Here is a 16,105-nt window from a genome sequence, read left to right as displayed (position 1 = left end):
GCGTACCAATATCAATTGTCGGAAATGCCTATGTCGGCAGTTCGAGTACATCCGCCTTTTTGTACAGTGCACGGCCCAGCAATGCCGAAAAGACGATCAGGAAGAAAAATGCGAAGAGCGATGATACGAACACCGCGGGAATATTTCCGGCCATCGGCAGTTCAAAGGCAGCAAAGGCACCGCGAATGAGCCCGCTGATGATAATGTAAACGGTCGATATCACTGCCGTCATCACCAATAGCAATACATACGAACCGCCGAGCCTTCTGATCGTGTCAAGACCGACGGCCGGATTGATCACTGCTCCGAATGACCGCGTGTAGCCCGCAACGGCACATGCCGCCGGAAAATAGAACAAAGCCCAAAGCAGCGTAACGAGTTGTATGATCAGGATCACGGGGCCGAAGCCCGATATCTTCGAAATAAAGCCTTGATCGGCTTGCTTTTTAGCCGCGTCTTTAATCGCCGCTTCTAATTGCTGTTGTTCGATCGCTTGAAGCTCACGGTCGCGGCGGATCACGTCGTCTTGCTGCTGTGCATCAAATCCCTCCGGAAGAGCCTCGTTACGATCCATCGCTTCAACTCTCCGCTTTTGTGCCTCGGCAGCCTGATCGACGATCTTTTTCAGTTTTTCGCCTTGTTCGGCTCGGTTGATGCTGTAGGCGATCCCAGGATCGACCGATCGGGCGGCATCTGCCTTGGCTTTGTCGATCTCACTCGTCAGCGTGTTCATTATAAGGAAGAATGAGACGACCACCGCCGCAATGAACGGCCCGAACGAAATGATATAGGTGCCGATGCTGAGAAAGAATGGTTGTATGATATCGTCCCAAGTCGAAAAGTCATCAAAGGCCGGCATAAAATTTGCATCCAGCTTGCCTTGAACAAAATTTTCGATCGTGTTTGCAAGAACGCCGAAGACCAGCGCGTTCGCAAGCAATGCTGCGAAGATAACACCCGCAAACATCGCGATCCCGCCGATGCCTATTGCCATTTGCCCAAGCTGAAAGACGGCAAAAAGCGTCGCTCCGAGAATGAGGCTTGCCCGATGCCTAAATGGGTATGCGAATGAATCGACGAGGTCGCCAAAGCCGAACTTTTCGCCTGTCCGCGGATGCACGAGCTGAAGCCTCTGCCCTTTGGGCTGCTGTGCATTATCGATCGGTTTGCACATGGCGCCGCAGAACGGGCATATCTTTACCGTTGTGCCGTACGATGTCGGACAAGCTTTGCAGAACGAGTTCGTGCACGACTCGCAGGAATATGCCGCAACCGTATCCGTATGCACACCGCACATTGGGCCTGCTGAAGTTTCAAGGTTCCCTGTTGTCTTCCGGGAGCTCGTTTCCGTGATGGTCGGGCCCGAGGCATCGTTGATGCCCGCAGCGTTGAAGAACGATAACAGAGCGGGAACCTTGCCGGCCTCTATCCACCTGAGGTTTCCCTTTTTCACGCGGTCGATCGGCAATATTGTACCGGCGGCGATCTTTTCTTTGAGTTCGTCAAGAGTTGCGACGGAGACGACACCGCCGACCTCAACTTCCCAAGATGTTTGCGGATCTTCAATTTCCATGAACATTAGGCAACGATCCGGTCAAGCAATGCCTCCTCGTTATGCGTCATTACGGCAGATTCGGCCGCACGCTTTTCGGCCATCTGCCGTATGATACCCTGGCCCACCTCGCCCTCGATGCAGGCATCCACGAGAGCCTCGACAACCTCGCTTTCATAGCGCGTGCCGACAAAACTCCGAATACGCTCAAGAGCGGCCGTCAGCTCCATTGCTTTCGAATACGGCCGATCTATCGTCATTGCGTCAAAGGTATCGGCAACTGACACGATCTTGGCTTGAAGCGGTATTTGATCTCCTGTGAGGCCCTGCGGATAGCCTTTGCCGTTGACCATTTCGTGATGCATATACATCGCGGGCAAAAATGCCTTCATCGCAGGTATCTGTGACATTATCTTGTAGCCCCGCTGCGGATGGGTCTTCATTATTTCGTATTCTTCGTCTGTCAGCGGTGCGGCTTTCTTAAGGATCGAGTCGTCTATTGCGATCTTGCCTACATCATGGAGCAATGCGCCCATCCTAAGGTCGTCCAGCTCCGAACTGCTCATTCCGAGACGTCTGCCTATCGCAACAGAGATCCTCGCAACACGTTCAGAGTGGCCGCGTGTGTACTTATCCTTGCCGTCTATGGCGGCGGCGAGCGCCTTGACCGTTCCGACGAAGAGCTCCCGGTTCTCCTTGGCGGCACTAGCAAGTTTTACGATCTGCTCCTCGATCTTTTCGGTCATTAGATTGAACGAATCGCCGAGTGTACCGAGTTCGGTAACATTATTCGCCTTTACCCTTACGGAATAGTCGCCCGCGGCGATCATCTTTGAGGCATTGACGAGTCGCATCAAGGGCGAGGTCAAATAACGTGAAGCGACAAGCCCGACTATAACCGCCAGCACCGCAAATGCGAGGCTGATCATCCATGTCTGAGTTCGCATCTCCGCAACCGACGCAAGCGCCGTGCTCTCGTCCTGCATGGTGAAAACACCGAACGTGTTGTCGCCGCCGAAACGCGCCGTGGAGTACGCGCCGATCATTTCGTGCTTTACGCCGTTATGATCCGCCGTGAACGGCACAAGGGCCGATTGCACCTGCGTTCCTGATTCCATCCACTCCTGCACGATCTTAAGGTCGATCATCGGCAGCCGTTGAGCCACAAGGTTCGGGTCCGGATGAAAGACCGTCGATCCGGTCCGGTCAACCACAAAGACGATCGGAAGCCCTGCTTTCCACAGGTCCGCGTCCTTTGCACGGACACTTCCGACAATTCCCTGTGATATTCCCTGCAGCGACGCGATCGCAACGATCTTGACGCCGCTTTCACCGTCGAGGGTTATGGTTCGGGCAAAGGTCATCAGGAACTGCGAAGCGTCGCCCGCATCCTGCGGTTCGCCTACATTAACCTCAGGGCCGGATGCGTGTGCCTCCGACGCGGCCTTTTCAAGCACTCCGCTCGTCGGGCCGCCCGGACGAAATATGGTGATGGGCAATGAGTTTACGGGCCGTATCGACAGGGCCAGCAGATCTGGGTTGTCCTTAAGGATCGCGGCAAGTTTATTTTGAGTCTCGGGCGATGCGATCACGCGCCGGTCGTTACTCATTTCAAGAGCGGTCGCGAGTCCGGAAACGATCGACGTGAACCGTTTGCCGAACATTTCTATCTGCCGGGCTTTATCCTGTACAAGCTGTATCTGATAGCGATTTTCAGAGGCCCGCAGCTCCCGAGCGCTCTTGTCCGAAAGGATCCAGCCCGTCAGAACGAGAGGGATCAGCCCGACCGCAAGCAGCGTGGCTACCACAAAAACAAAAAGGCTGAGTTTTTTTCTTTCGGAAGGCATGATGGGAAGGCGCAAGCTGCCGCCGTACCTTATTATTTTAACGAAAAAGGCCGGATATGGTCAACAAGTTTTAACTGTTTATGATTAGAGCCTTTTGACGATCACGATCGTAATATCGTCGTTAGCCGGAGCCGTTCCGGTGAACTCGGAAAGTGCCGACTCGACCTTATCACGAATGCCTGACGCAGAACGCTGAACATTGTGCCGGATCACCTGCCGCAGACGATCCATTCCGAACTCCTCTTCCTGAACATCATTAGCCTCGGAAACGCCGTCGGAATAGATGAAGAGCACATCGCCGCGGCCGAGTTGAGCGTTGCCGGTCTCGTATTGAGCGGCAGCCATCAGTCCGAGCGGAAGGCCACCTGATTCGAGTTGTTCAATACGTCCGTCAGCACGGCCGATCAAAGGCGGATTGTGCCCTGCGTTTATGAACTCCAACGACCCGCCGTCGGGGTCGAGTTCAGCGATAAATAGTGTAACAAAACGATTTGCGGGAGTATTCTCCGCAAGATATTCGTTGATCGATGCAACGGTTCCGGCGAGTTCGCGGTTCGACGCCACCTGTGCGTGTATTGCAGCGTGGAGGCTCGACATCAGCAGTGCCGCCGCTGTACCCTTGCCGGAAACATCGCCAAGAGCCACGAGTATCTTACCGTCATCGCGCCGTATAAAATCGTAGTAGTCACCGCCTATCTCATAGCACGAGAACGATATCCCTTGGAAATCGTATCCTTCGACCGAGGGCGGAGCGGACGGCTGCAAACGTTGCTGGATCTCGGTCGCGAGTTCCAACTCACGTTCCATGCGTTCACGGTTGATCCGCTCGTCCATCAAACTCGCGTTCTCAACCCGGATCGAAGCAACCGACGCAAGGGTGGTCAATATATCGAGATGCTCTTCGCTGAACGCCCTTTCAGTTGCAGGCGAATCTGCGTAGATAAGCCCGAAAACGTGCCGCTCGTCAACGCAAAGCGGAACCGCAAGTACAGAGCGGATGCCTTGAAGCACTATCGTTTGGCTCGCAAGCTTTGGGTCGTGCTGTGCGTCCGCGGTCAACACGGACTTTCCGTTATGAATGACCTCGGTCATTACATTGCGGCTGATGCGTACTTGGTCAAGCGGCTCCGCTCGGCCTCGTTCACGAGCGACCTTGATCGCAAGGCCGCCTTCCGCCGCATCGTCCCGGAGCATTATGATCACGCGCTTCGCCGGAACAGCGTCAAAAACCAGCGACGCCACTTGGTCGAGCGTATCTTCAAGGCTTGTTGAGGAAAGCAGCGTAACGCCGACCTTGCTTATAAGCCCGAGCAGGTCTGTGCGTGTTGCGGCTTGGGAATTGAAAAATTCAGCCGTCGGGCTTCGCCTGGCAGATAACGCGATGGTTTTCGAAGGGTCAAGAGCATTGGTATTTTCGCCGACAAGTGTCGCCGAGATCGGAGACATCTGCGGGCGATCGCCCTCAAAGCGTATTGCCGTCTCGCCGATCTGAATAATGCCGCCGGAATTCAGCGGTACCATCCCCGAAACTATATTGCCGTTGTAGCGTGTGCCGTTCGCGGAGCCGAGGTCATGCAGGAAATAGGCGTCGCCTTCCTTGCGAACTTCAGCATGGAGGCGGGATGCAAATGCGTCCGGAATACAGACGTCACTGCGAGCCGAACGGCCTATTGTTGTACGAAGCCGGTTGATCGGAACGATCGTTTCAGGCTGTCCGCCGTATTGAATAAAGAGCTGAGCCATTCTGCCGCCTACGCCCGCACCTGTCTCCTAGACGCCCTGACCTCCATTGTTCCCGATATCAGGTCATGAAGCGACCGCCCGCTGGAATTGACCGCTGAGAGAAAAAAACCAAGACAAAGTGTCGCCAATGTCAGTATGTATCCAACGGTTTGGCGAAAAAAGACCTTGCCCGCTTCGACCGGTTTTCCGTCAGCCCGGACGATCTGAATGCCTGTTATCGCCTTGCCGAGTGTCCTGGCGGTGAATAGCGGCAAAATAACGCAATTCGCTCCTGCCAGAAGAGCCGCATAGAGCCACAGCGTTCTGTCAGTTACCAGATCGAGGCCGTTGGGCCCGAATATCTTTTCTGACAGCAGCCCCAAAATGGGAAAGACCAACAGGACGATATAATCGATCAATGCGGCCCCGACCTTTAATAAAAAGGGAGCGGCGAATTGGCTGACGTCTTCAGCGTCACTTTCGCGAACCCGGATCCTGTTATCCTGATCACTCACCAAGGCGGAATTTACCATAGTCGTCGATTATCCAATAATAAAATGCAAAACGGTATCGCCGAGATGAAGTTTGTCGCCGTTCGACAATGGATGCGGCAAATGCGGCTGAAGCTTGGTTACCTCATTCGAAGACGGTATGAGGATCGTGCCGTTCGACGAGCCGAGATCCTCGACGAGGAACCGGCTGCCTTCGTGCCATATACGCGCGTGCCGCCTCGATATCTTGGTCTGAGGGTCGTATTTCGAGAGGTCGACCTCCGGAAAGATATTCGACATCGGGTCGCGCCGGCCCAACAGATTCTCTTGCTTCTCCAGCAGATATGCGGGCGACTCTAGGTCGGTTGTACCCATCACAACCAATCTCGCGGTCCCTGATTGGTGCAAGTATATCTCACGATGGACGCCTTGCTGAGCGATCGGCTGTTTGGAACCGCAGAACGCACAGAACATATCCGTGGCGACTATCCTTTGCCCGCAGAAGCCGCAAAACACGAACTGCTCGGAAAGGCTAACGGGCGGCGGAGTAAGCGAGACGCCATAAGTTGTCGTGCCGCTGTCCAAAGCTTTAATGTGGTCGGCCAAAGCCATTCTCATCTCGGCAGCGGAAGCAAAACGCGACTCCGCATTGTACTCGACCGATCGCATGAGAATGCTTTCGATCTGATCGGAAAGCCTCGGATTGATCTGTCGAGGCTTTGGGTTCTTTTCAAAATCAAAGATCAAGAGCGGATTGCTTTGCGGGTCGGCACCGGTCATCAGGTGGAACATCGTCGAGCCTAGGCTGTAGATGTCCGAGCGAGGTTCAACACTCCCGCTGAAAAGCTCCGGCGGTGCGTAACCCATCGTGCCAACGGCAGTTACGCCCTTTTCGCCCTTGCTGTCGATCGATCGTGCAATGCCGAAATCAACCAACATCACGCGGCCACTGTTGCCGTCGATCATCACATTGGACGGTTTGAGGTCGCGATAAACAATGCGCTCCGGCAGGTTGTGCAGATAATCAAGCACATCGAGGATCTGAATGGCCCATTGAACGACGGTCCGTTCGTCTATGCGGCCTTCAGGCGATGCACGCAGCCGTCCCGCGAGATCACCGCCTGAGATGTACTTCATGACGAGGTAGAAACGCCCGGCCTCAGGATCGAAAAAATAATCGTAGATAGTCGGGATCGAGGGATGGTCGAGCTGCGAGAGGATCATCGATTCACGTTTGAAATCCTCGATCGCCTTCTCCTGCTGAGCTTCTTCTATATGAGACTGCACCATCTCCTTAACGGCGCGCGGTACGCCGCCGAGGTTGCGATCCGTTGCCAGATAAACGGCGCCCATTCCGCCGCCGCCGATCTTTCGCACGATCTGATATCGCGTGTGAAGGAGGGTGCCGTCAGCAAGCGCTTTCAGGCCGACTGCCTTACTGTCCGGTGCAAACTCCGCTAGGCTCTGCCGTGTATGCGAAGCACTGTTATCGGCAGCCTCAACCGAACGATCGCCAAACTCTTCGCCGCTCGCGGCGGGGGCCATCCCGTTGTCGGCTGAAGCGTCGTCATCGACCGTCTCCTCACCCGGCGCCGGACACGAAGGCTCCTCCGCTATAACGGGTCTAACGGGCATGTCGCCTGAGGCCGGTTCTGCCTCAACCGACGCCGCAGAGGTGTGATTTGCCGGTTCGGACGCAGTGTCAGACGGCACGGAAAGCACGACCGATGGTCCGTCATTTGCTGACAGCCGAGGTGCGAGCAGCACTTCGTTGGGATCCTTTTCAGCTTCGCCTTTGTCCGGAGCAACTATCTCAGGAGGCGGCATCACGATGGTGTTGGTAAAACTTTCGTCCGGCCCTTCGGAGCTTACGGGCAAATCCTCAGCGGGCGGCAGTGAAATACCGCAATACGGACAGAACTGGTCGTTTTCAGCAGCCTGATGGCCGCACTCTGCACAAACCCTCATCAAAACCTGCGATCAGCGTGTGATCTGAAATCTAAGAAATGTCTTGCCGATGATGATCTCATCTCCGTCATTGATCGGCTGCGCCATTCCGGGCAAAAGCCGACGTCCGCGATTTACATAAGTGCCGTTCGTTGATCCGAGATCTTCGATCACATACTCGCCATTCTGTTTGCGGATACGCGCGTGACGCCGCGATATCTTTGCTTCAGGATCGAATGTATCGAGATCGATATCCGGAAACACTCCGTTATCAGCATCCCAACGGCCTATGACGCATTCAGTGCCGGAAATACGAAACTCCGCGCCCGGCGACTGGCCTCGCTCGATCACAAGCTTCGCGTCCATCGCCTGCGGTTCACCCGCGGCCGGTGGGTTGATCACGGCAACGGCCTCGACCTGCGACGGCACAGCTTCAGTCTCCGTAAAAATCGGCGGCTCTATTACCGTCGAATTCACGGAAGTTTCAGCGATCGTAGCCGCTTGCGGCGGTACGTATGCGGGCGGCTCAGGTGCCGGCCGGGGCAAACGAGTGCCGCACTCATCACAGAACTGAAACGAATCCGGCGTGTCGGTGCCGCATTTTGGACATTTGATCATTCAGAACGCTACCTGCCTTCGATCTATTGCTGTGATATTTTAGCGTTTTCTTCGATTTTGGTAAATCGGAGATCGGATCCTTCGTATAACTGATCGTGAGCAATGTCGGTTATCGAGGGCATCTTGGGCAAGGAGTTTTATGAAACTTGACCGCCTTCCGAGGCGTACTACTGTACTGCCAAGCACAGGGACAAGCGCGGCAGATCAACTGTTTACCATTCTCGAGAGGTTTAGATAGTATGGCACTTACCCGCAAGAGCAAGACGATCATAGGTGTAGCCGGCATCGCACTGCTTACCATTATAATCGTCGCTGCAGTATTTGCGTCTCGTTCCGACACACCGGAGGTTACGACCGTGAAGGTCGAAAAGCGGGCGGAATTGCGAACGACCGTTACCGCATCCGGTGAGGTCAGGCCTATACAGTTCATGAATCTCACAAGCGAGGTGCAGGGACGTATCGAAGAGATATACGTCAAGGAAGGCGATCAGGTCAAAAAAGGCCAGCCTCTGGTGAGACTTGACCCGACGCAGCTTCAGTCAAGTACTGATGCGCAAGTTGCGGCATTGCAGTCCGCACAGCAGGATGTACAGTCGTCCCAAACGCAGGTAACCGCCGCACAGAATGCCCTTACACAAGCACAGCAAGGCCTGATGGCATCTGACGCCAGTGTCAGCGCTGCGCGGCAGAATGTGGTTACTTCACAAACCGACGTTGATAGAGCTCAGGTCGATTTTAATACCGCTCAACGCGAGGTGAACCGAAATGCGCAGCTTCTGGAGGCCGGCGTTATCTCGAAACAGGAATACGACGGCTATAAGGACAAACTCGAAACCGCACGCGTCGGCCTTAATAACGCAAAAGCACGGTTGGAATCAACGAAGCTTGCGGTTAATGAGACGATCGCACGCCGCAATCAGCAGGCTGTCGCGGTAAAGGACGCGCGCCGGGCCGTTGACACCGCAACGATAAACGTCGGTTCGAGCCGCGCGCGTGCTGAGCAGCAAACGGCGGTTTTGCGCGGCCAGCGCACGCAACGCGATAAAACGCTGCAGGTCGCGCCGATCAACGGCGTTATTGCTGAGATCCCATCCAAGGTCGGTACGTTCGCAGTGGCAGGCCTCTCGACCACCGCTCTTCTGACCATCGCTGATATGTCCGAGATCAACGTTGAGGTAAAGGTGGATGAGACATCCATCGACTCCGTCGCCGTCGGGCAGCCGGCAAAGATAAAAGTAGATGCCCTCGGCGACAAAGAATTGGCCGGCGAAGTGCTCCAAAAAACTCCGCTGGCGGTCGGTAAGTCGCAAACCAGCGGCGGCCTCTCGACAAACATCAACGTGCAGGAAGCGAAAGAATTCCGCGTTGTACTCCGGCTCAAAGACCTCGACGAGGAGACCCGCAATGCCCTGCGGCCCGGAATGAGTGCAACGGCGGAGATCACAACCAAAACCGTAAAGGATGTCATAGCAATACCTCTTCAGGCGGTCATTGAGAAGCGGGCCGACGCTTCGCCGACACCCGTCGCCAATCTGCAGGATCAGACACCATTCGACAAGCCGAAAACGGTAACGGGCGTTTATGTACTCAACGGAAACAAGGCCGTTTTTCGCGAGGTGCAAACCGGAATAACCGGCGAGTCTGACCGCGAGATAACGTCAGGGCTTGAGGTCGGCGATGAGGTCATTACCGGGCCTAGCCGTATCCTCACTACTCTCAAGGACGGGACGGTCGTTAAACGGGCAACTAAAAAGAGCGACGGTGACAGATCGTAGCCGGGGATCGTAAATGCAAGAACAAAACGGCAGCGCCGGTCTCACGAACAGACCGATCTCGGGTCAGCAAGAGCCTCTTATCCTGATGCGCAATATTTGGAGGACGTATCAAATGGGCAATGAGGAGCTGCACGCTCTTCGTGACGTGACTTTTGAGGTGAAACGGAACGAATACGTCGCGATCATCGGGCCTTCGGGTTCGGGCAAATCGACCTTAATGAACCTGATCGGCTGTCTTGATTCCCCTACGAAGGGAGATTATTGGATAAACGGCCATTTGGTCTCCGATATGACCGACGATGAACTTGCGCATATCCGGAACAAAGAGATCGGATTCGTGTTTCAAACGTTCAACCTATTATCCCGTGCGACGGCTCTTCATAATGTTGAACTGCCGCTGATATATGCGGGGATCCGATCTGCCGAGAGGCACGAAATGGCGCACGCGGCACTTACTGAAGTAGAACTGGGCGACCGCGTATCACACCAACCGAATGAACTGTCGGGCGGCCAGCGGCAGCGCGTGGCCATCGCTCGGGCGTTGGTCAATCATCCCTCGATATTGCTTGCGGACGAACCGACGGGCGCCCTAGATACAAAGACAAGTATCGAAATAATGGGGCTTTTTGAAAAGCTCCATGCCGAGGGCAATACGATCATTCTTGTCACTCATGAACCTGACATTGCCGAAAGGGCACACCGTGTGATCACTATCCGCGACGGCGTGATCGAAAGCGATGAAACCCGCCGGCATTGACCGATGAAGTCGGCCAAAAAAGAACGTGCGATTTGCTGAAACATTAAGACTTGCTCTCTCCGCTATCATGGCTCACAAGCTGAGGTCATTCCTGACGCTTTTGGGTATGATCATCGGCGTTGCGTCGTTCATGCTAATTCTGTCAGCACTGCTGGGCTTCAATTCGTACGTTGACGAAAAGATCGCCGGTATCGGCTCGAATGTTCTGACGATACAGCGTTTCGGGTTTGCGGATTTTAAGGACAGCGACACCATTGCCGAGGCTCAGCGCCGCAATCCTGAATTGACGTTGGATGATCTGAAGTTCATACGATCCAGAATGCAGGTCATCGACAAGATCGGTGCGAAAGCCGGCGGTACGCGTAGTTCGCTCCGTGCGGGCTCGCACACGATGGATGATGTGAGTGTTGACGGAGCCGAACCCGTGATCGGCGAGATCGACAAGATCGACGTTAAGGACGGCCGCTATTTCAGCCAGAGCGAGGATGATGCCGGGGCAAGGGTCGCATTCATCGGGACGGATATTGCAGAGACGCTATTCCCTAACCAGGACCCGCTTGGCCAGGAAATTTTGATCAGAGGAATTCCGTACCGCGTGATCGGCGTCCGCACTGCAAAAGGAACGGTCTTCGGCCGACCTATGGACTCATTTGTTCAACTGCCGCTTAAGACGTACGGCATCGACTTTGGAGGTTTCAAGGGCAGCCGATACCTATATTTTGAGGGCATCGCCGTCTCTGACGCACTTTTTCCCGATGCGGTCGAAGAAGCCCGTGTTCTGATGCGGCAGCGGCGGCAATTATCCTCATCGGATAAGGATGTCTTTGCTGTCGTTACGCCCGATGCGATAACCAGCCTTCGTGACAGCGTTCTAGGGCCGGTAATGACAGTAATTCTGATCGTACCGGCGATCGCGCTCGTTGTCGGGGCTATTGTCATTATGAATATAATGCTCGTTGCCGTTACTGAACGTACGCGCGAGATCGGAATTCGAAAGAGCCTCGGAGCAAGGCAGGCCGATATATTGAAGCAGTTTTTGGTCGAAGCGGCTGTTCTCTCCGCAGTGGGCGGCGGTATCGGTATCGTGATCGCTTATCTTTCGGGGATAATTGTCAGCCGATTGTTGATCCCGACGACAATACCATGGTACGCGGCGATCATTGCCGTTGCTGTCTCGGCGGCCGTTGGTATCCTTGCAGGTCTTTTCCCCGCATGGAAGGCCGCGCGTCTTGACCCTATCGAAGCATTGAGAGCCGAGTGAGTATGCCAGTAGCCGCCGGAACAAGCCGATTTTACGAGAACTTCAAGATGGCGATCGACACGCTGCGGGGCAATAAACTGCGCTCTGCTTTAACAATAGTCGGCGTCATCATCGGCGTCGTGGTCGTTATGATCATCTCGTCGTTCATCAGCGGAATCAATGTCGCTGTCGAAAAGCAGATCGAATCATTCGGCACGAACTCACTGTTTCTTTACAAATATAACCTCGGCGTGAGCACAGGCCGCCGCAGTCAAGAAGAAAGAATGCGGAAGCCGCTGGTTCTGGATGACGTCACGGCGATCAAGAAACTTGGTTCGATAGCAACAGCAGTGCCTTTCCTCGACGTGTCGAATAATCCGTTCGGTGCGAAACTCCTAATAAAGGGCAGTAATGGCAAGACCTCAACTTCGGTGCAGCTTCAAGGAACGGAACCCGATATTGAAAAGACCAGTTCCGAGACACTGCTGACTGGACGCTGGTTCACGCAATTCGAGAGTGATTCGAGGACAAATGTATGTATCATCGGGCAAACTGTCGTTGATACGTATTTTCCGAACGGATCGCCATTGGGCGAAGAACTGACGATCGGCGGTGTTCCGTTCAAGATCATCGGTACGCTTGAGAAGAAAGACCAGTTATTCGGCGGCGGCGGCGGCAACAACGACCAAAGCAACATCATTTATATGCCGATAGGTTCGGCGATGATGTTGAAGCCGAATTCCGAAGATCTGTTCATCTTGGCGGTCGCAAAGGACGGAGAGATCGATAAAGCAAAGGATGAGGTGCAGGACCTTTTACGAATACGGCGGCAGGTTCCCTTCGGCGCTCCGAACAATTTCTCGATGGAGACGGCCGCCAGCATTATTGATCAGTTTCATGCCATCACGGCCGGAATCGCCATCGCAATGATCGTCATTTCTTCGATCGGGCTTATGATCGGCGGACTTGGTGTTATGAATATCATGCTGGTGTCCGTAACTGAACGCACCCGCGAGATCGGCATTCGAAAGGCGATCGGAGCGCGGCAGGCGGATATCCTTCTCCAGTTCCTGATCGAAGCGGCAACGCTGACCGGATTGGGCGGCTTGATCGGGCTGTTCATCGGTTGGCTCGGCACACTCCTTGTCAAACTCGTCCTGCCGTCGTACGTACCTTGGTGGGCGCCGCCGCTCGGTTTTGGTGCGAGTGTCGGAATCGGCGTGATCTTTGGCCTTTGGCCGGCATGGAAGGCCGCACGGCTCGACCCGATAGAATCTCTCAGATACGAATAGCTTTAGTTCGGACTGCCGGAAATGAATGCTCCGATAACCCGTGACATAACGCCGATCAACGCGATTATGACCACGACCATCCACGCTGAGCCGCTTGAAAGCTTATCCGTTCGCTTTAATCCGATCGCTGCAAGGATCCAGCCCCAGATGAAGAAAATGTCAAAGCTCGATATGACCGTAGCCAAGACAGGCAGGTTTTTTCCGTCGATCAGGAATGCGAGGTTCGTATAGGCGTTGATCAGCCCTCGTTGACTGGTCTCAAGGTTTATAGAATCAGCATCCTTAAACGCTAACACCACAAAATTCGCCGCCATCGCGACAACCGTCGGGGGAAAGGATGAATAGACCCACACGGAGACGTTATGAACGAAGCCTCCGTCGCCGCCGAATGCCTTCGACGCGCCCCAATACAGCAATCCGCCGAAGAACAGCGATATGAATACGAATAACGGAACCAAATAGCGTACGATACTTGCCACCTTCATCTGTCCGTCAATACTTGTTTGCTTTTGGTCCGCGGGAAGATCAGGAAAACGTTTATCGATCTGTTCTGAAACGTAATTGCGCAAATTAGTTTCGCCGATCTTTGCGGTCAACGCGGCGGAGTAGATCCCCACGAGCAGCGAAATGATGATGCCTGCGATAATGAAACGCGGCTTGTTTCGCAGGGCATCAAACGTTCGGCCGGGTTCAAGAAAGATGTTCCCGAGCGTTGAGATCTCAGACATCTCAGGTTCGTTGTCAGGGCGTGGTGAAAGCTCATTTGGCTCAGCGTGATAAAGGTCGCTCATGAATATCTCCTCTGTAAAACGATGGTTCATTCAACTTACGATGAGATTTGCTGCAATGTTTCAACGCATCGCCTCTTCTGCTCGAATGCACGCAGCAAAATGCCCCTGCGTGATCTCGCGTAGCGGCGGGACTGCTTTGGCACATTCATCAATCGCTATCGGGCAGCGCGTCCTGAAACAGCATCCCGACGGCGGCGAGATCGGTGTCGGCACGTCGCCTTTCAGGATGATGCGTTCCCTCTTCATTTTCGGATCAGGAATCGGTATCGCAGATAACAACGCTTGTGTATATGGATGGATCGGCCGGCGAAAAAGCTCGTTGGTTTGGCAGACCTCCATTATTTTGCCGAGATACATTACGGCCACACGGTCCGAGATGTGTTCGATGACAGCTAACCCGTGTGAAATGAACAGATACGTCAAGCCAAGCTCATCCTGGAGGTCTTCCAAAAGATTGACCACCTGCGCCTGCACCGAAACGTCGAGAGCTGATACAGGTTCGTCGCAGACGATAAGCTTCGGGTCGAGTGCCAGCGCACGGGCAATGCCGATCCTCTGTCTTTGCCCGCCCGAGAATTCGTGCGGATACCGGTCGGCATATCTGGGATCGAGGCCAACTTTCTGAAGGAGCTGTTCGACACGTTCGCGACGTTCCTGCTTGCTACCGATGTTGTGGATCGCGAGCGGTTCGGCGATGATCGTTCTTACAGTATGTCGCGGATCAAGGCTCGAGTACGGGTCCTGAAAGATGATCTGCATCTCGCGCCGCAGTGACCTTAAACCGTTTCGAGAAAGCTCAAGTATGTCGTGCCCCTCAAAAAGAACCGTACCTGCGGTAGGTTCTGTGAGACGAAGAAGGCAGCGGCCGGCGGTTGATTTCCCGCATCCCGACTCGCCGACAAGTCCAAGTGTCTCGCCGCGGCGGATCGAGAATGAAACATCCTCAACGGCTTGGACAACATCCTGGCTGCCTTCGACCGCAAAATGCTTTACAAGGCCGTGAGCCTCGATCAAGACGTCGTCTATTGCTGTCGCCGCAGCATTCTCCATATCCTATTTTGCGGCAGCGGACGCCGCGGTTTTATCGTAAAGCACACACCGCACCTTACTGCCGTCGTCGGTCGTAAAGAACGGTATTTCACCTTTTGTGCAGCGTTCCATACGGAATCTGCATCTTGGTGCAAAGTGACAGCCCGGCGGCAGTTCTGTGGGCGAAGGCACGGTTCCCTCGATCGTTTCGAGGCGCTCTATCGTTCCGGCACCGGAGAACGAGACCTTCGGCACGGAGCGAAGCAAGCCTTGCGTATAAGGATGCTTCGGCTTCGCGAACAGCTCGGTTACTACCGACTCTTCGACGATCTTGCCCGTGTACATCACGCAAACTCGGTCGGCGACCTCAGCAACGACTCCAAGATCGTGCGTTATGAGCAGTATCGACAGCTTTCTCTTTTCGCGCAGTTCATTCAGCAGTTCGAGAATTTGTGCCTGTATGGTTACGTCGAGAGCAGTGGTCGGCTCATCGGCGATCAAAAGATCGGGGTCGCACGCCAACGCCATCGCGATCATTATCCTTTGACGCATTCCGCCGGACAACTGATGCGGATAGTCGCCGGCCCGCTGCTCCGGTGCCGGGATCGCAACCTCGCGCATTGCCTCGACCGCGGCAGCCGCGGCAGCTTTCTTATCAAGATGCCGATGCAGGCGGATCGCTTCGGCGATCTGTTCGCCGACCGTATAAACGGGGTTCAGCGATGTCATCGGATCCTGAAAGATCATTGCGATATCGTCTCCGCGTATCGACCGCATTCGATCTTCCGACGCGGTGGTCAACTCTTCGCCTTTAAATTTGATGGAGCCGCCGGCGATCTTTCCCGGAGGGTATATGAGCCGCAGGACCGACATTGCCGTTATCGATTTGCCGCAGCCGGATTCACCGACCAAGCCCAGCAGTTCGCCTTCTTCGATCGAAAAGCTCACACCGTCAACGGCGCGAACCAGCCCGGCACGCGTCGGAAAGTGCGTTCGAAGTTCATCTATCTCGAGCAGCGGCATATAAGGCTTAGACGATCAGAG

The 16,105-nt window shown here is 54.5% G+C and carries 13 protein-coding genes; 4 read left to right on the top strand and 9 right to left on the bottom strand.

Features of this window, described 5'->3' with window-relative positions; translation table 11 throughout:
• Nucleotides 1-28: 28 nt before the first annotated feature.
• From HS105_07375 to HS105_07350, 6 genes are all read right to left on the bottom strand, one after another.
• Nucleotides 29-1,579 carry a hypothetical protein gene (locus HS105_07375; GenBank protein MBE7516411.1) on the bottom strand — a complete coding sequence of 517 codons (1,551 nt, stop codon included), beginning with the start codon at nt 1,577-1,579 and terminating at the stop codon, nt 29-31.
• A complete protein-coding gene (locus HS105_07370; GenBank protein ID MBE7516410.1) occupies nt 1,579-3,399 on the bottom strand; it encodes an HD domain-containing protein in 1,821 nt (606 codons plus the stop codon). Before HS105_07370 ends, HS105_07375 begins: the two co-directional genes overlap by 1 nt.
• Before the next feature lie 84 nt (nt 3,400-3,483).
• The gene (locus tag HS105_07365; GenBank protein MBE7516409.1) at nt 3,484-5,142 is read right to left on the bottom strand and encodes a SpoIIE family protein phosphatase; all 1,659 of its coding nucleotides are present in this window, start codon (nt 5,140-5,142) and stop codon (nt 3,484-3,486) included.
• 8 nt (nt 5,143-5,150) lie between these two features.
• On the bottom strand, nt 5,151-5,654 hold the full coding sequence (locus tag HS105_07360) for an RDD family protein (protein MBE7516408.1): 504 nt from the start codon (nt 5,652-5,654) through the stop codon (nt 5,151-5,153).
• Nucleotides 5,655-5,663: 9 nt separating this feature from the next.
• The gene (locus HS105_07355; GenBank protein ID MBE7516407.1) at nt 5,664-7,580 is read right to left on the bottom strand and encodes a protein kinase; all 1,917 of its coding nucleotides are present in this window, start codon (nt 7,578-7,580) and stop codon (nt 5,664-5,666) included.
• 12 nt (nt 7,581-7,592) lie between these two features.
• On the bottom strand, nt 7,593-8,177 hold the full coding sequence (locus tag HS105_07350; protein MBE7516406.1) for an FHA domain-containing protein: 585 nt from the start codon (nt 8,175-8,177) through the stop codon (nt 7,593-7,595).
• A gap of 239 nt (nt 8,178-8,416) precedes the next feature.
• Between HS105_07350 and HS105_07345 the strand changes: the two genes are divergently transcribed.
• The 4 genes from HS105_07345 (at nt 8,417) to HS105_07330 (ending at nt 13,241) form a co-directional block, all read left to right on the top strand.
• Complete coding sequence (locus HS105_07345) at nt 8,417-9,952, top strand: efflux RND transporter periplasmic adaptor subunit (GenBank protein MBE7516405.1); 1,536 nt, start codon at nt 8,417-8,419, stop codon at nt 9,950-9,952.
• A 13-nt stretch (nt 9,953-9,965) separates the two neighbouring features.
• Complete coding sequence (locus HS105_07340) at nt 9,966-10,709, top strand: ABC transporter ATP-binding protein (GenBank protein MBE7516404.1); 744 nt, start codon at nt 9,966-9,968, stop codon at nt 10,707-10,709.
• 67 nt (nt 10,710-10,776) lie between these two features.
• Entirely contained in the window at nt 10,777-11,970 is a 1,194-nt protein-coding gene (locus HS105_07335; protein MBE7516403.1) for an ABC transporter permease, read from the top strand.
• Between the two features lie 2 nt (nt 11,971-11,972).
• Nucleotides 11,973-13,241 (top strand): ABC transporter permease, encoded by a 1,269-nt coding sequence (locus tag HS105_07330; GenBank protein ID MBE7516402.1) that lies wholly within the window; start codon nt 11,973-11,975, stop codon nt 13,239-13,241.
• A gap of 2 nt (nt 13,242-13,243) precedes the next feature.
• On the opposite strand, the gene HS105_07325 is transcribed toward HS105_07330, so the two are convergent.
• The 3 genes from HS105_07325 to HS105_07315 are packed head-to-tail and all read right to left on the bottom strand — an operon-like array spanning nt 13,244 to nt 16,084.
• Entirely contained in the window at nt 13,244-14,062 is an 819-nt protein-coding gene (locus HS105_07325) for a YIP1 family protein (protein ID MBE7516401.1), read from the bottom strand.
• Between the two features lie 30 nt (nt 14,063-14,092).
• Entirely contained in the window at nt 14,093-15,082 is a 990-nt protein-coding gene (locus HS105_07320) for a dipeptide ABC transporter ATP-binding protein (protein ID MBE7516400.1), read from the bottom strand.
• A 3-nt stretch (nt 15,083-15,085) separates the two neighbouring features.
• Nucleotides 15,086-16,084 (bottom strand): ABC transporter ATP-binding protein, encoded by a 999-nt coding sequence (locus tag HS105_07315; protein ID MBE7516399.1) that lies wholly within the window; start codon nt 16,082-16,084, stop codon nt 15,086-15,088.
• Nucleotides 16,085-16,105: the final 21 nt, after the last annotated feature.

The sequence above is a fragment of the Chloracidobacterium sp. genome, from assembly GCA_015075585.1.
Taxonomy (GTDB): Bacteria; Acidobacteriota; Blastocatellia; order Pyrinomonadales; family Pyrinomonadaceae; genus OLB17.
The sequence above is the reverse complement of the archived record's forward strand: the minus strand, read 5'-3'. Positions and strand labels throughout refer to the sequence as shown.

Excerpts from the sequence above, each read along its gene's own strand:
- HS105_07325 (MBE7516401.1), bottom strand. The coding sequence starts at position 14,062 with ATGAACCATCGTTTTACAGAGGAGATATTCATGAGCGACCTTTATCAC.
- HS105_07345 (MBE7516405.1), top strand. The coding sequence starts at position 8,417 with ATGGCACTTACCCGCAAGAGCAAGACGATCATAGGTGTAGCCGGCATC.
- HS105_07355 (MBE7516407.1), bottom strand. The coding sequence starts at position 7,580 with ATGAGGGTTTGTGCAGAGTGCGGCCATCAGGCTGCTGAAAACGACCAG.
- HS105_07315 (MBE7516399.1), bottom strand. The coding sequence starts at position 16,084 with ATGCCGCTGCTCGAGATAGATGAACTTCGAACGCACTTTCCGACGCGT.
- HS105_07330 (MBE7516402.1), top strand. The coding sequence starts at position 11,973 with ATGCCAGTAGCCGCCGGAACAAGCCGATTTTACGAGAACTTCAAGATG.
- HS105_07370 (MBE7516410.1), bottom strand. The coding sequence starts at position 3,399 with ATGCCTTCCGAAAGAAAAAAACTCAGCCTTTTTGTTTTTGTGGTAGCC.
- HS105_07365 (MBE7516409.1), bottom strand. The coding sequence starts at position 5,142 with ATGGCTCAGCTCTTTATTCAATACGGCGGACAGCCTGAAACGATCGTT.
- HS105_07350 (MBE7516406.1), bottom strand. The coding sequence starts at position 8,177 with ATGATCAAATGTCCAAAATGCGGCACCGACACGCCGGATTCGTTTCAG.
- HS105_07375 (MBE7516411.1), bottom strand. The coding sequence starts at position 1,579 with ATGTTCATGGAAATTGAAGATCCGCAAACATCTTGGGAAGTTGAGGTC.
- HS105_07320 (MBE7516400.1), bottom strand. The coding sequence starts at position 15,082 with ATGGAGAATGCTGCGGCGACAGCAATAGACGACGTCTTGATCGAGGCT.
- HS105_07360 (MBE7516408.1), bottom strand. The coding sequence starts at position 5,654 with ATGGTAAATTCCGCCTTGGTGAGTGATCAGGATAACAGGATCCGGGTT.
- HS105_07335 (MBE7516403.1), top strand. The coding sequence starts at position 10,777 with ATGGCTCACAAGCTGAGGTCATTCCTGACGCTTTTGGGTATGATCATC.
- HS105_07340 (MBE7516404.1), top strand. The coding sequence starts at position 9,966 with ATGCAAGAACAAAACGGCAGCGCCGGTCTCACGAACAGACCGATCTCG.